Origin of the sequence: Terrabacter sp. 2RAF25 (assembly GCF_052115265.1) — a bacterium.
In the GTDB taxonomy this organism is placed as follows: Bacteria; Actinomycetota; Actinomycetes; order Actinomycetales; family Dermatophilaceae; genus Terrabacter.
The window spans coordinates 155339-169132 of sequence record NZ_JBFRGJ010000005.1 but is presented as its reverse complement, the minus strand read 5'-3'; the positions used below and the strand labels follow the sequence as shown (position 1 = coordinate 169132).

The 13794-nt window shown below is 69.7% G+C and carries 13 protein-coding genes; 7 read left to right on the top strand and 6 right to left on the bottom strand.

Annotated elements, in window-relative coordinates; genetic code table 11:
- The first annotated feature begins 177 nt into the window (after positions 1-177).
- From AB4091_RS14500 to aat, 4 genes are all read left to right on the top strand, one after another.
- A complete protein-coding gene (locus tag AB4091_RS14500) occupies positions 178-1344 on the top strand; it encodes a glycerate kinase family protein (protein WP_442292573.1) in 1167 nt (388 codons plus the stop codon).
- Positions 1345-1482: 138 nt separating this feature from the next.
- Positions 1483-1860, top strand: a complete 378-nt coding sequence (erpA, locus tag AB4091_RS14495) for an iron-sulfur cluster insertion protein ErpA (protein ID WP_442292453.1) — start codon at positions 1483-1485, stop codon at positions 1858-1860.
- A 255-nt stretch (positions 1861-2115) separates the two neighbouring features.
- Positions 2116-3105 carry a carbohydrate kinase family protein gene (locus AB4091_RS14490; protein WP_442292452.1) on the top strand — a complete coding sequence of 330 codons (990 nt, stop codon included), beginning with the start codon at positions 2116-2118 and terminating at the stop codon, positions 3103-3105.
- A gap of 67 nt (positions 3106-3172) precedes the next feature.
- A complete protein-coding gene (aat, locus tag AB4091_RS14485) occupies positions 3173-3847 on the top strand; it encodes a leucyl/phenylalanyl-tRNA--protein transferase (protein WP_442292451.1) in 675 nt (224 codons plus the stop codon).
- Here the strand turns inward: aat and AB4091_RS14480 are convergent.
- Positions 3816-4115 carry a sulfurtransferase TusA family protein gene (locus AB4091_RS14480; protein WP_442292450.1) on the bottom strand — a complete coding sequence of 100 codons (300 nt, stop codon included), beginning with the start codon at positions 4113-4115 and terminating at the stop codon, positions 3816-3818. The two genes, aat and AB4091_RS14480, sit on opposite strands and share 32 nt — an antisense overlap.
- Positions 4112-5224, bottom strand: coding sequence for a cysteine desulfurase family protein (locus AB4091_RS14475; RefSeq protein ID WP_442292449.1), 1113 nt, complete (start codon positions 5222-5224; stop codon positions 4112-4114). Before AB4091_RS14475 ends, AB4091_RS14480 begins: the two co-directional genes overlap by 4 nt.
- A 215-nt stretch (positions 5225-5439) precedes the next feature.
- Between AB4091_RS14475 and ctaC the strand changes: the two genes are divergently transcribed.
- Genes ctaC through AB4091_RS14460 form a run of 3 tightly spaced genes read left to right on the top strand, consistent with a single transcriptional unit; the run spans position 5440 to position 8592 of the window.
- Positions 5440-6423, top strand: a complete 984-nt coding sequence (ctaC, locus tag AB4091_RS14470) for an aa3-type cytochrome oxidase subunit II (RefSeq protein ID WP_442292448.1) — start codon at positions 5440-5442, stop codon at positions 6421-6423.
- Positions 6423-8186 (top strand): aa3-type cytochrome oxidase subunit I, encoded by a 1764-nt coding sequence (gene ctaD, locus AB4091_RS14465; RefSeq protein ID WP_442292447.1) that lies wholly within the window; start codon positions 6423-6425, stop codon positions 8184-8186. The genes ctaC and ctaD overlap by 1 nt, the downstream gene beginning before the upstream one ends.
- Positions 8176-8592: a cytochrome c oxidase subunit 4 gene (locus AB4091_RS14460; protein ID WP_442292446.1), complete on the top strand. Its 417-nt coding sequence runs from the start codon at positions 8176-8178 to the stop codon at positions 8590-8592. Before ctaD ends, AB4091_RS14460 begins: the two co-directional genes overlap by 11 nt.
- An 84-nt stretch (positions 8593-8676) precedes the next feature.
- On the opposite strand, the gene AB4091_RS14455 is transcribed toward AB4091_RS14460, so the two are convergent.
- The 4 genes from AB4091_RS14455 to qcrA all read right to left on the bottom strand — a co-directional run bounded on the left by AB4091_RS14455 (position 8677) and on the right by qcrA (position 13751).
- The gene (locus AB4091_RS14455; RefSeq protein ID WP_442292445.1) at positions 8677-10038 is read right to left on the bottom strand and encodes a ferredoxin reductase family protein; all 1362 of its coding nucleotides are present in this window, start codon (positions 10036-10038) and stop codon (positions 8677-8679) included.
- Positions 10039-10455: 417 nt separating this feature from the next.
- Positions 10456-10809 (bottom strand): metallopeptidase family protein, encoded by a 354-nt coding sequence (locus tag AB4091_RS14450; protein WP_442292444.1) that lies wholly within the window; start codon positions 10807-10809, stop codon positions 10456-10458.
- A gap of 75 nt (positions 10810-10884) precedes the next feature.
- Positions 10885-12645 (bottom strand): cytochrome bc1 complex cytochrome b subunit, encoded by a 1761-nt coding sequence (qcrB, locus tag AB4091_RS14445; RefSeq protein WP_442292443.1) that lies wholly within the window; start codon positions 12643-12645, stop codon positions 10885-10887.
- Positions 12642-13751: a cytochrome bc1 complex Rieske iron-sulfur subunit gene (gene qcrA, locus AB4091_RS14440; RefSeq protein WP_442292442.1), complete on the bottom strand. Its 1110-nt coding sequence runs from the start codon at positions 13749-13751 to the stop codon at positions 12642-12644. The genes qcrB and qcrA overlap by 4 nt, the downstream gene beginning before the upstream one ends.
- Positions 13752-13794: the final 43 nt, after the last annotated feature.

Sequence of the window (13794 nt, the reverse complement as noted above, 5' to 3'; positions counted from 1 at the left end):
GTCCAGGGTGACCAAGCGTTCTCTCGATCAGAGGCGGCCCCAATCGAGAGAACGCTCCGTAGGTGTTCGGCGGTGACTCAGCGTTCTCTCGATCAGAGGGGGGCGCAATCGAGAGAACGCTCCGTAGGTGTTCAGGGGTGACCAAGCGTTCTCTCGATCGGTGGGAGGATGCCGCTCGTGCACGTCATCATTGCCCCGGACTGCTACACCGGCACCCTCACGGCGCTCCAGGCAGCGGACGCGATGGCCGAGGGCTGGGCCCGCACCGCACCGAACGACCGGCTCACCCTCGTGCCCCTCTCCGACGGCGGCCCCGGCTTCGTCGACGTACTGGCCGAGAACCTCGACGGCGAGGTGCACGCCGTCGTCACGACCGACCCGCTCGGGCGCGAGGTCCCGGCCACGATCCTGCTGACCTCGGGCGCCGGGGGTCGCACGGCCTACATCGAGTCGGCCCAGGCGGCGGGGCTCCACCTGCTCGCGCCCGACGAGCGCGACCCCACGCGTACGTCGACGGTCGGGGTGGGCTCCCTCGTGCTCGCCGCGCTCGATGCCGGCGCGCGCCGCATCGTCATCGGGCTCGGCGGGTCGGGCACCAACGACGCCGGAGCCGGCCTGCTCGCGGCTCTGGGTGCGGGCCACGTCGCGCGTCTCGGCCGGGGCGGTCTGGCCCTCGAGGCTACGACCGCCGACGACCTTGCCGGGCTCGACGCCGCACGCGACCGGCTGCGGGGCGTCGACCTCGTCATCGCGAGCGACGTCGACTCACCCCTGCTCGGCCTGAAGGGGGCGAGCGCCGTCTTCGGTCCGCAGAAGGGTGCCACCGAGGAGGACGCCCAACGGCTCGAGAACGCGCTCGGCCACTTCGCCAGCGTCGTCGCACGCGTCCGGCCGCCGGCCAGGGACCTGCTGACCGGCGCCCTGCTCAAGCCCGAACGCGAGCCGGGCGCCGGCGCCGCCGGAGGGCTCGGCTACGCCCTCCACCTGCTCGGCGCCCGCCGCGTCTCCGGGGTCGAGGCGGTGCTCGACGCCGTCGGATTCGCCGACCTCGTCGCCGGTGCCGACCTCGTGGTCACGGGGGAGGGCAGCTTCGACTGGCAGTCCCTGCGCGGCAAGGTCGTCGTGGGGGTCGCCGAGGCGGCAGCACGCGTCGGTGTCCCCGTCATCGCGGTTCCCGGCCAGACCCTGGTGGGGCGCCGCGAGGCCATGGCTGCTGGGCTGTCTGGCGTATATCCGGTGGCGGAGCGTCACGACCAGGTCGCCGCCGCCCTCGCCGAGCCGGCCGAACGCCTCGCCGACCGTGCGGCCCGCGTGGCTCGCACCTGGTCACCGTCCACATCCTGAACGCCCGGACCCCCCGACGCCGGGGACGATGCACGGATCGTCGGTGGGCCGACGTATCCTGTGGGGAGTCGGGAACACATCCGATACGGCGTGGGTTGTCACTCCTGACCCATGCTCCACGACGTGAAGGACCAACACATGAGTGTCGAGACGAACGCATCTCCCGCCGAGGTTCAGACCGAGGCTCCCGCCCACGGTGTCGTCCTGACGGACGTCGCGGCCACGAAGGTGAAGAACCTGCTCGAGCAGGAGGGGCGCGACGACCTCCGCCTGCGCGTGGGTGTCCAGCCGGGCGGTTGCTCCGGCCTCATCTACCAGCTCTACTTCGACGAGCGCTCCCTCGACGGTGACCTCGTCCGCGACTTCGACGGTGTCGAGGTCGTCGTCGACCGCATGAGCTCCCCGTACCTCGAGGGCGCCACGATCGACTTCGCCGACACGATCGAGAAGCAGGGCTTCACGATCGACAACCCCAACGCGGGCAGCAGCTGCGCCTGCGGCGACTCGTTCAGCTGAGTCGCGCGGCGTCGGCGCACCACCACACGACGCAGCACCCGAAGGGCCCGACCGTCACGGTCGGGCCCTTCGCCGTTCCCGGGTCTTTCCGCCGCGCGCTCGCTGCCCCCGAGCGCCCCGAGCGCCCCGAGCGCCCTGAGCGCCCCGAGCGCCCCGAGCGCCCTGAGCGCCCCGAGCGCCCTGAGCGCCCCGTGCGGCCGAGGCGTCCGGTGCGGCCCTGACCGGTGGGCCCACCCTGGCGGGTAGGTTCGTGCCGTGCAGATCGCAATCACCGGTTCCATCGCCACCGACCACCTGATGACCTTCGACGGACTCTTCGCCGACTCGCTCGTCGTTGAGCAGCTCGACAAGATCTCCCTCTCGTTCCTGACCCAGGACCTCCAGGTGCGTCGAGGTGGGGTGGCGGCGAACATCGCCTTCGGCATGGCCAACCTCGGCCAGCGGCCGCTGCTCGTCGGCGCGGTGGGGGAGGACTTCACCGACTACCGCAGCTGGCTCGAGCGCCACGGCGTCGACTGCGGCGGCGTGCACTACTCCGAGTCGCAGCACACCGCCCGCTTCATCTGCACGACCGACCGCGACATGGCCCAGATCGCCACCTTCTACGCCGGCGCCATGACCGAGGCCCGCGACATCGAGCTGGCCCCCGTCGCCAAGCGCGCCGGCGGCCTCGACCTCGTCGTCGTGGGCGCCAACGACCCCGAGGCGATGCTGCGGCACTCCGACGAGTGCCGGTCCCGCGACATCCCCTTCGCCGCCGACCCGTCGCAGCAGCTCGCCTTCTGCGACGGCCCCACGATCGCACGGCTCATCGACGGCGCCGACTACCTCTTCACCAACGAGTACGAGAGCCACCTGGCCTGCCAGAAGACGGGCTGGAGCGAGGACGAGCTCGCCGACCGGGTCCGGGTGCAGGTCAAGACCCGCGGCAAGGACGGCGTCACCGTCCGGGTGCGGGGCGAGAGCGAGGCCGTCGAGGTGGGCATCGCCCGCGAGGTGCGCAAGGCCGACCCCACGGGGGTCGGCGACGCGTTCCGCGCCGGCTACCTGACCGGTCTCGCGGCCGGCCTGCCCGTCCAGCGGTGCGCCGAGCTCGGGTCGATGCTGGCGACCTACGTCATCGAGACCGTCGGCACGCAGGAGTACGTCCTCGGCAAGGAGCGCTTCCTCGAGCGCCTCGCCGACGCGTACGGCAGCGAGTCGGCCGACGAGATCGGCCCGCACATCACCTGCCCGCGCCCGTGACGACGCCGACGCTCGAACACTGACCCCCACCCCACGAGCAGCGCACCCCTCGACCGCAGGAAGCCCCGTGCCCACGCCTCCGCCGCCCACCTCCTGGGACTTCGCGCTGGACCGCGTACCTCAGGGGGAGGACCTCATCGGCATCGGTGCCGACCTCGACGTCGCAACCCTCTTCGAGGCGTACTCCATCGGGGTGTTCCCGATGGGGATCGGCGACCAAGGCGCCGAACCGATCGGCTGGTGGTCACCCGATCCCCGCGGGGTCCTGCGCCCGCGCGAGCTGGTCGTGAGCCGCTCCCTGCGCAAGGCCATGGCCCACTTCGAGGTCCGGGTCGACACGGAGTTCCGCTCGGTCGTCGAGGCGTGCGCCGCGCCCGACCGCGAGGGCCGCTGGATCACCGACGACATCGTCGACGCCTACGTCGAGCTGCACGACGCGGGGTGGGCCCACTCGGTGGAGACGTGGCAGGACGGCGTGCTCGTCGGTGGCCTCTACGGGGTGGCGATCGGCGGTCTCTTCGCCGGGGAGTCGATGTTCCACCACGTGCGTGACGCCTCGAAGGTCGCTCTCGTCGGCCTGTGCGCCCTGCTGCGCGCCGACGACGACCCACGGCGGCTGGTCGACGTCCAGTGGCAGACGCCGCACCTGGCCACGCTCGGGGTGCTTGAGGTGCCCCGCGACGAGTACCTCGCGACCCTGCCGACGGTGCTCAGCGCGCCGCTTCCGGCGTGCTGGGCCTGACGACCTCGACGACGTATGCCGTGTGGTCGTCCTCCGCACGTGTCTCGACGAAGCGCTGGCCGCGCATGCGGCACCAGGCCGGGATGTCGTGGGCCGCGGCCGGGTCCGTGGCCAGCACCGTCACCCGGCGCACGTGCGGCTCGTCGCGCACGAGCCGCGCCAGCCGGATGACCGGCAGCGGGCAGCGTTCGCCGCGGGCGTCGACGACTCGGTCGACCTCGCCCCCCTGCTCGGGAGTGCCGGGGTCGTCACCGGCCTGTGGGCTCACAGGTCACCCACCCCCAGCTGGTCGCGCACCGACCGGATCGTCGGGGCCAGCGCGGTGGTGAAGGCGGCGACGTCCTCGGACAGTGTGGGTGAGACCGCCGGCAGGGGAAGGGTCACCCGGACGTTGCCGTGGGTGAGCACGCCCATCGCGACGAGGACGTGGCTGGGCTCGAGGGTGCTCGACGTGCAGGCCGACCCGCTGGCAACGGAGATGCCGGCGGCGTCGAGGGCGTTGACCACAGCCTCGCCGTCGACGTAGAGGCTCGAGAACGTCACCACGTGGGGAAGTCGGTCCTCGGGGTCGCCGACGACCTGGGTGTCGGGCACGGCCGAGGCGGCGGAGCGCACGTCGTCGACGAGGGCCCTGGTCAGCTCGGAGTCGGACGCGCGCGTGGCCGACGTCTGCTGCCAGGCCTCGGCGGCGGCCAGGGCGAGCGGCACCCACGGGGAGACGTCCCAGCGGCCGTGCTCGACGTCGGCCCGCGACCCGGACCACTGCCAGCGCACGCCCTCGCGGACGACGAGGAGGCCGAGCGGAGGCCCGCCCCACGAGCGGGCGTCGCCGACCAGGACGTCCCATTCGGTCGGCACGGCGTCACGCCCGAGCGACGCCATCGCGTCGACGACGAGGGGTATGCCTTGCGCCGAGGCTGCCTCGTGAGCGGGGCCGAGCGGCTGTCGCGTGCCGACCTCGCCGTTGGCGCTCTGCAGCGCGGCGACGACCGTGCCGGGCACCGCCAGAGCCTCGCGCCAGGCGCCCAGGTCGAGCCGCCCCGCCGCGTCCACGGCCACCTCGGCGAGCAGCCGTGCGTCGTCGGCCGCGGCCGCCCGCGCGCGGGCCGGGACGAGCACCGCGGAGTGCTCCACCGCGGAGGCCACGGTGCGTGCCCCACGCCGCCGGGCGGCATACGCGACCCCCTCGACCGCCTTGGAGAGCGCCGTGGGGCCGCCCGGCAGGAAGCTCACCTCGGCGGGTCGGACCCCGAGGCCCGCTGCCACGACCTCGCGCGCACGGTCGAGCAGCGCAGCGGCCCGTCGACCCTCTGCGTGGAGCCGGGCGGGGTCGGCCCAACCCACCTCGAGGGCGGCCAGCAGCGTGTCGCGAGCCACCGGGTGGAGTGGTCCCGCGGCGGCGTCGAGCAGGCGTCTGCGCGGCTTCGGAGGGGCCCCTCCGGAGGGCGTTGACGGGCCTGCGACACCCTGTCCAGGGGTTGTTCCCGGATCGTGACTGACCACGCCGCAACGTTAGCCGCCCCCTGCGGACAGCGTGACGAGAGGGGCGGTAGGGTTGCCGACGTGGGCCTTGGCTGCCCTGACGGTTTGACGTGAACACGTTCGACGCGCGCCCTGCGCGCCCACGTACGGAACGAAAGGTGCACCTGGTGCCTGAGCACGAAGACACCCCAGTGGCGACACCGGTGGTGACGCCAGTGGTAGGGGAGACCAGGCGGCGACGCACGCCGGTCCGCATCGTTGGGCTCGCGGCCCTCGCGAGTCTCGCCCTGGCTGGTTGCCAGGGTCAGGTGTCCAACGGTTATCTGCCTCCAGTGGTTTCCGACAGCGGGCAGCGGGTCACCGACCTCTGGATCGGCAGCTGGATCGCCGTGCTCGGGGTGGGTGCCATCACGTGGGGCCTGATGCTCTACGCCGCCATCCGGTTCCGCAAGCGCAAGGGTGACGAGACCCTCCCCGTGCAGCTGCGCTACAACGTGCCGATGGAGCTTCTCTACACCGTCATCCCGGTGTTCATGGTGGCCGTCTTCTTCTACTACACCGCCCGCGACGAGGCCGCCCTCGTCGACACGAGCACGAAGCAGGACCTCACGGTCAGCGTCGTCGCCAAGCAGTGGAGCTGGGACTTCAACTACGTCGACTCGAACGTCCACGAGAGTGGTGTCCACACCGAGCTCGACGGCAGCGAGGGCAAGCGGGCGCAGATGCCCGTGCTCTACCTGCCGGTCAACAAGCGCGTGGAGTTCGTGCTCAACGCCCGCGACGTGATCCACAGCTTCTGGGTGCCGGCGTTCATGATGAAGATGGACATGCTCCCCGGCAAGACGAACAAGTTCCAGCTGACGCCCACCCAGACCGGCACCTTCCAGGGCAAGTGCGCCGAGCTCTGCGGCGCCTACCACTCGCAGATGCTGTTCATGGTCAAGGTCGTGCCGCAGGCCGAGTACGACCAGGAGATGGCCCGCCTCAAGTCCATCGGGCAGGAGGGCCTCATCCCCGTCGACGTCAGCCGCGAGAAGATGGTCCAGTCCGACATCGACAAGATCCCCGCACCCGCCCGCACTGGGAGCAACTGATGACGTCCGCAACCCTCAACCGTGAGGCGCAGTCCACGCCCCTCACCACGTCCAGGCCACGGCCGGCCAAGGGCCAGACGTTCGTGAAGTGGGTGACGACGACCGACCACAAGGTCATCGGCAACCTCTACTTCATCACCTCGTTCGTGTTCTTCCTGCTCGGCGGCCTGATGGCGCTGCTGATCCGCGCCGAGCTCGTCGCGCCGGGCCTGCAGATCGTCGACAACCCCGAGCAGTACAACCAGCTCTTCACGATGCACGGCACGATCATGCTGCTGCTCTTCGCGACGCCGCTCTTCGCCGGCTTCGCGAACGCCGTGATGCCGCTGCAGATCGGGGCGCCCGACGTCGCCTTCCCGCGCCTCAACATGTTCGCCTACTGGCTCTACCTCTTCGGTGGCCTCATCGCGTCCGTCGGCTTCCTGACGCCGCAGGGTGCGGCGGCGTTCGGCTGGTTCGCCTACGCCCCGCTGTCCGACGTCAGCTACAGTCCCGGCCTCGGTGGCGACCTCTGGGTCTTCGGCCTGGCCATGGCCGGCTTCGGCACGATCCTGGGTGCCGTCAACTTCATCACGACGATCATCTGCCTGCGCGCGCCCGGCATGACGATGTTCCGCATGCCGATCTTCACCTGGACGGTGCTGGTCACCTCGCTGCTCGCGATCCTCGTCTTCCCGATCCTGGCCGCGGCGCTCTTCGCCCTCGGTGGCGACCGCCGGTTCGGGATGCACATCTTCGACGCCGAGAACAACGGCGCCATGCTGTGGCAGCACCTGTTCTGGTTCTTCGGCCACCCCGAGGTCTACATCATCGCGTTGCCCTTCTTCGGCATCATCAGCGAGGTCCTGCCGGTCTTCTCGCGCAAGCCGATCTTCGGCTACAAGACCCTCGTCTTCGCCACGATCGCCATCGCTGCACTGTCGGCGAGCGTCTGGGCGCACCACATGTACGTCACCGGGCAAGTGCTCCTGCCCTTCTTCTCGGTGATGACGATGCTCATCGCCGTGCCGACCGGTGTGAAGTTCTTCAACTGGATCGGCACGATGTGGGGCGGCAAGGTCGTCATGGCCACGCCGATGCTCTGGGCGATGGGCTTCCTCGTCACCTTCCTCTTCGGCGGCCTGACCGGCGTCATCCTCGCGAGCCCGGCCCTCGACTTCCACCTGTCCGACAGCTATTTCATCGTCGCGCACTTCCACTACACCGTCTTCGGCACCGTGGTCTTCGCGATGTTCTCCGGCTACTACTTCTGGTGGCCCAAGCTGACCGGCCGCATGCTCGACGAGAAGCTCGGCAAGATCCACTTCTGGATGCTCTTCATCGGCTTCCACATGACGTTCCTCATCCAGCACTGGCTCGGTGTCGAGGGCATGGCCCGCCGCTACGCCGACTACCTGCCGGAGGAGGGCTTCCAGGCGGCCAACATCGTCTCGAGCGTCGGTGCCTTCCTGCTCGGCGCCTCGATGATCCCGTTCGTCTACAACGTGTGGAAGACCTGGCGTCACGCGCCCCTGGTCAAGTCCGACGACCCGTGGGGCTACGGCGCCTCACTCGAGTGGGCGACTTCCTGCCCGCCGCCGCGGCACAACTTCACGTCGCTGCCGCGCATCCGGTCCGAGCGCCCGGCGTTCGACCTGCACCACCCCGAGTCGGTGGCGGGCGGCACGCCGATCGCTGACCGCAACACCCTGGTGCAGGTGATGGGGCCGGCCGACGTGGCCGCCCCCGAGAAGGCCACCCACACCGAGAAGCGTGAGGACTGACACCATGCGCGTCGAGACCAAGCTGTTCCTCTACCTGGTCGTCTTCTTCGTTCCGGTCACCCTGATCTACGGTTTCTGGTCCAAGTGGTCCGAGCCGATCGGCGTGGTGGCCCTGCTGCTCACCGCCCTGCTCTTCGCCCTCACCGGCTTCTACCTCTGGATGACCGGCAAGAAGCTGCCGCTGCGCCCCGAGGACAACGCGTCGGGTGAGATCGAGGACGCCGAGGGCAACTACGGCTACTTCGTCGCCAGCTCGTGGACCCCGCTCTGGCTCGCCGGCTCGGGCGCCATCATGTTCGCCGGCCTCGCGGTCGGGTGGTGGCTGTTCATCATCGGCGCGTTCCTCGGCGTCGTCGCTGTCTGCCTCTGGGTGTTCGAGTCGTTCTCGGGCGAGTACTCGATCTGAGACACTCGCTCCCCGTCGGGGAGTCGTGAAAGGACCCGGTCGCCTCGGCGACCGGGTCCTTCTCGGTTGCGGGGGGTGCCGTCGTCAGACGACGTCGAACAGCTCCGTGTGGATCCGGCTGTTGCGGACCCCGAGCCCTTCCAGGGTGCGGGTCACGGCAGCCACCATGGGGCCGGGCCCACAGATGAAGTAGTCGATGCGGAGCCTGCGCCGCAGCGGCAGATGCCGTTTGAGCATGGGCCGGGTGAGCCAGCCGACCTCGCCGTCCCAGCTGTGCGGGGGCTCCTCCAGGATCTCCACGATGTGCAGGTCGAGGTCGTGCACCAGGCCGTCCAGGCGTTCCCGGTGCAGCAGGTCATCAGCGGTGCGTCCCGCGACGAAGAGCACGATCGGGCGCTGGTCACGGCGCTCGGCGAGGGTGCGGACCATGCTCAACATGGGCGTGATGCCGACCCCGCCCGCGATCAGGACGATGGCCTCGGACGCGAGTCCGTCGACCGTGAACGAGCCGTGGGGGCCGTCGAGGTAGACGCGCCGACCGGCCTTCATGCCGGCGACGAGCTCGCTGAAGTCACCGAGGGCCTTGATCGTGAACTCCTTGCGCCACGGCTCGGTCGCGGCGGACGCGATGGTGAACGGGTGCTCCTCGAAGACGTGCGGCGAGGCGCCGATCTTCAGGAAGGCGAACTGGCCCGGGCGGAACGGAACTCCCTCGTGCCCGTCGGCGTGCAGGACGAGGGTGGCCGAGCTGTCGGCATGCTGTCGTATCTCGTCGATGAGGTACGCGTTCCGGCGCTGCCGGCGAGGACGCCACCACCACCGGTAGACCCACAACCCGACGACGACCACGGCGAGCAGGGTGAACCACACGAGCACGACGGCATTGTTGACCAGGTCGTCGAGCAGCCAGACGTGCATGGCGGTTGCCAGCACGACGACGTTGGCCAGGATGACGTGGGAGAGGCGCCACCCCTCGTAGCGCGGGCGGCGTCGCCGCCGGGTCCACGCGAGCACGACGATGGCCACGAGGCAGACCGTGGCGGTGAGCGCGAACCACACCCTGGGTGGCGCGTCGCGCAGGTCGAGCAGGCCGAGGCCCTTGGGGGAGTGGGCGACGGCGAAGACGAGGTGCGCGAGCACGATCGTTCCGGTGCCGATCGCCAGCGCCCGGTGCGCCCTCAGCACGCGCTCGATGCCGAGCTGGCTGGTGAGCGTGCGCACCCGGGACGGCAGCAGGAAGGCCGCCACGAGCAGGGACAGCGCGATGAGCCCGGTGGCGAGTGAGAGCACGTGCAGCAGCGGCAGGCCGGAGAGGACCCCGGTGCGCGCGAGCAGCAGGACGGGGATGGCGAGGGCCAGCAGGACGACGACGGCCCAGCCGAGGGAGGCCATGCGTCGACGTGGCAGCAGTCGTCGGTTGAGCGAGGTCGTAGCCTTCTGGGACACGGCGAAATCCTTCACGATCCCCGAGTGACCATTCCCCCTACGGAGACCCAGTCTGCCGGTCTCGGCGGACAGCGTCCATGCCTCGAACTCCTGCCCGGAGTGGACGATTCATCGCAAACGGTGGCGAGTCGGGCGATCTGTTTCGCGGTTCAGCTGCGCATCGGGTGATCTCGGCCTCCGACCGAGCGTCCCCGGACATGACGAAGGGGAAGGCGCGCGCCTTCCCCTTCAGTCGTCACTGCTCTTCACGGCCCTTCGGGCTCGCAGTGCGATCGTATGGGAGTGAACATCCAGGGCACCTCCGTCCGATCGGTTGTGTCCCTCGACGGTAGACCCCCTCGGTGCCCCCGTAAAGGGTTCTGTCCACCCCTCGTGCATCCCCTCAGGGCGGCACCGGGGGCGTGCTCTCGGCTCGTGTCAGCCCCACCCGAGCTGGTGCAGCTGGTCGTCGTCGATGCCGAAGTGGTGCGCGACCTCGTGCACCACCGTGACGGCGATCTCGTGACGCAGCTCCTCGCGCGTCTCGCACATGCGCTGCAGCGGCCCCCGGAAGATGGTGATGCGGTCGGGGAGGGCGCCGGCGGCCCACCAGCCGTCGCGCTCGGTGAGGGGTGTGCCGTCGTAGACGCCTAGCAGGTCAGGGTCATCAGCCGGGGGCTCGTCCTCGACGAGCACGACCACGTTGTCCATGGCTCGTGCCAGCCCCGTGGGAATGGAGTCGAGGGCATCGCCGACGGCGCCGTCGAACTCGGCTTCGGAGAGGTGGACCACAGGTGCAGTCTCGCACGAGCGGAAGGGGCGCGACCCATGCGGGTCGCGCCCCTTCCGGACGAGAAGCGTTGCGGCTCAGTCGTGCTGGCGAGCCTTGATGGTCTCGCGCTCCTGGCCTGCACCGCGTGACTCGATGGCCTCGTGCTCGCCCGCGGGGGCGGCGGCGTCGTGGTCGTCGTGCTCGTGGTGGGCGGCCTCCAGCTCGCTCGGCGTGGCCGGTGCGACGCGGTCCTTGAAGTAGAAGTTCGAGAACTTCGCGCGCAGGCGCTCCTTGCGGGCGATCGGGCTGTCGACGCCGTTGACGTCGGTTCCGGCCGTGAGCTGGAGCGGCTCGTGCGACTCGTGCTGGACCAGGACCCAGCGCTCCTGCGGGGTGAGCGGAGCGTGGATCTCCTCGAACTTGCCGTCGGCGTGGCGCCAGATGGTGCCCGTCTCGCGACCGTGGAGCACCTTCTGGCGGTCGGCCCGCTGGAGGCTGAGGCAGATGCGCTTGGTGATCCAGAAGGCGATCGGCGGGCCGATGAAGAAGAGCACGCGCAGGGTCTGCGTGATGTCGTTGATCGACAGGTGCAGCTTGATCGCCATGAGGTCGTTGCCCGCCGCGAGGAAGAGCACGACGTACATCGTGATGCCCGCGACACCGATCGCGGTGCGAGTCGGGGCGTTGCGCGGCCGGTCGAGCAGGTGGTGCTCGCGCTTGTCGCCGGTGACCCACGCCTCGACGAACGGGTAGGCCCCGATGATGCCCCACATGATCGGCAGGAGCAGGATCGAGCCCGGGAAGATGTTCATGCTCCAGGTGAAGCCGAACGTCTGGAACTCGAGGAAGCCGGGCAGCAGTCGCAGCGCACCGTCGGCGAAGCCCATGTACCAGTCGGGCTGGGAGCCGGCCGTGATGGGCGACGGGTCGTAGGGGCCGTAGGCCCAGATCGGGTTGATGCTCACGACCGCCGAGATCAGCGTGATGACGCCGAAGACGATGAAGAAGAAGCCACCGGCCTTGGCGATGTACACCGGCAGGAGCGGGTAGCCGACGACGTTGTTGTTGGTGCGGCCCGGGCCGGGGAACTGGGTGTGCTTGTGCACGAACACGAGCAGGATGTGCGCCGTGAAGAGGCCGACCAGGATGGCCGGGATGAGCAGCACGTGCGCCGAGTAGAGGCGGGGGATGATCGCCTCGCCCGGGAACGCCCCACCGAAGATGAAGTAGGACATGTACGAGCCGATGACGGGCACCGACTGCACGAAGCCGTTCATGGCCCGGATGCCGGTGCCGGAGAGCAGGTCGTCGGGCAGGGAGTAGCCGGCGAAACCCTCGATGCAGGCGAGCATCGACAGGATCGTGCCGAAGACCCAGTTGATCTCACGCGGCTTGCGGAAGGCGCCCGTGAAGAAGACGCGCGCCATGTGCACGAAGACCGACACGACGAAGATCAGCGCGGCCCAGTGGTGGATCTGCCGAATGAGCAGGCCGCCGCGGATGTCGAAGGAGATGCCGAGCGTGGAGCGGTAGGCGTCGGACATCGTCACGCCCTGCAGCGGCACGTAGCTGCCGTCGTAGACGACCTGGCTGGCGCTCGGGACGAACCAGAAGGTGAGGAACGCACCGGTGAGCAGGCAGACGATCATCGAGTACATCGCGATCTCGCCGAGCATGAACGACCAGTGGTCCGGGAAGACCTTCTTCGCGAGGAAGGAGACGCCCTTGGCGGCGCCGACGCGGTCGTCGACCCAGCCGGCGATGCCGCCGAGCGGCTTGGCGGCAGAAGCGCGTTCGTCTGCCTGACGGTCGCCGGCGCGGAGGGCGTCAGCGGGGCGGGTCTCTGCGGTGCTCATCGCGCACGCTCCCAGAAGCTCGGTCCGACGGGCTCGTGGAAGCCCTCGGGGGCGACGAGGTAGCCCGCGTCGTCGACGGTGATCTTGAGTTGCGGCAGCGGCCGCTTGGCCGGGCCGAAGATGACTGCGCAGTCCTCGGTGAGGTCGAAGGTCGACTGGTGGCACGGGCAGAGGAGGTGGTGCGTCTGCTGCTCGTACAGGCCGACCGCGCAGCCGACGTGGGTGCAGATCTTGGAGTAGGCGACGACGCCGTCGACGCCCCAGTCCTTCGCCTTCTGCACCTTGATCAGGTCGGGGTCGAGACGGATGAGGATGACCGCGGCCTTGGCCTTGGCCTCGAGGACGTGCTTGCCCTCGTCGATGCGCTTCTGGAGCGTCTCGGGCATGACGTGGAAGACGGAGCCGGCGGTGACCTCGTCGAAACGGATCGGCGTCATCTCCGGGTCGCGCATGAGGCGGATCGGCTTGCCGCCGTTCTCCGAGAGGTCCCAGATGGTGTGCTTGAGCTCTTCGACCGTGACCGGGCCGAGGGATCCGGCCACCTGGAGGCCGAGGGGGAGCGCGAACAGTCCGAGCGCACCACCGAGGGAGTACTTGAGGATGGGACGACGGGTCAGCTGCGTGGACTCGACGCCCGCGGTGACCGTCGCGACGGCCTTGGCCCGCTGCTCTCCGGTGGAGGCCTGCAGGTGTCGCTCCTCGACGATCTCCTCGTCGGACATCAGCGTCTTGGCCCAGTGCACGGCGCCGATGCCGATGAGGAAGATGGCGAAACCGAGCGAGAGGCCGAGCACGACGTTCTGCGTCTTCGCCACGCCGATGCCCGGGAAGAAGAAGGTCGCCTCGTCGGGGATCGCGAAGTAGCTGACCAGGAACACCAGCGTCGCGAGCATCGACAGACCGAACATCGTCGCGACCTGGCGCTCGGCGCGCTGTGCGGCGTCGGGGTGGTCGTCGGCGAGACGGTGCACGTGCGGCGGCAGACCGGGGTTCTCGAACTGGTCGGCGTCGCGGATCATCGACGCGGGCAGCAGCTCGTGCCCGTCGCCGGCGACGGGCACGAGCGCGGTGCTCGTCCCGTGTTCCGTGGTCTCGTGGTCGTTCATCGGGTCGTGGTCCTGTCGTCGTTCGTGATCTGGACGATGCAGC

What these genes read in the sequence shown, in the direction of transcription:
- erpA (WP_442292453.1), top strand. Translation starts at nt 1,483, where the DNA reads ATGAGTGTCGAGACGAACGCATCTCCCGCCGAGGTTCAGACCGAGGCT.
- ctaD (WP_442292447.1), top strand. Translation starts at nt 6,423, where the DNA reads ATGACGTCCGCAACCCTCAACCGTGAGGCGCAGTCCACGCCCCTCACC.
- qcrB (WP_442292443.1), bottom strand. Translation starts at nt 12,645, where the DNA reads ATGAGCACCGCAGAGACCCGCCCCGCTGACGCCCTCCGCGCCGGCGAC.
- qcrA (WP_442292442.1), bottom strand. Translation starts at nt 13,751, where the DNA reads ATGAACGACCACGAGACCACGGAACACGGGACGAGCACCGCGCTCGTG.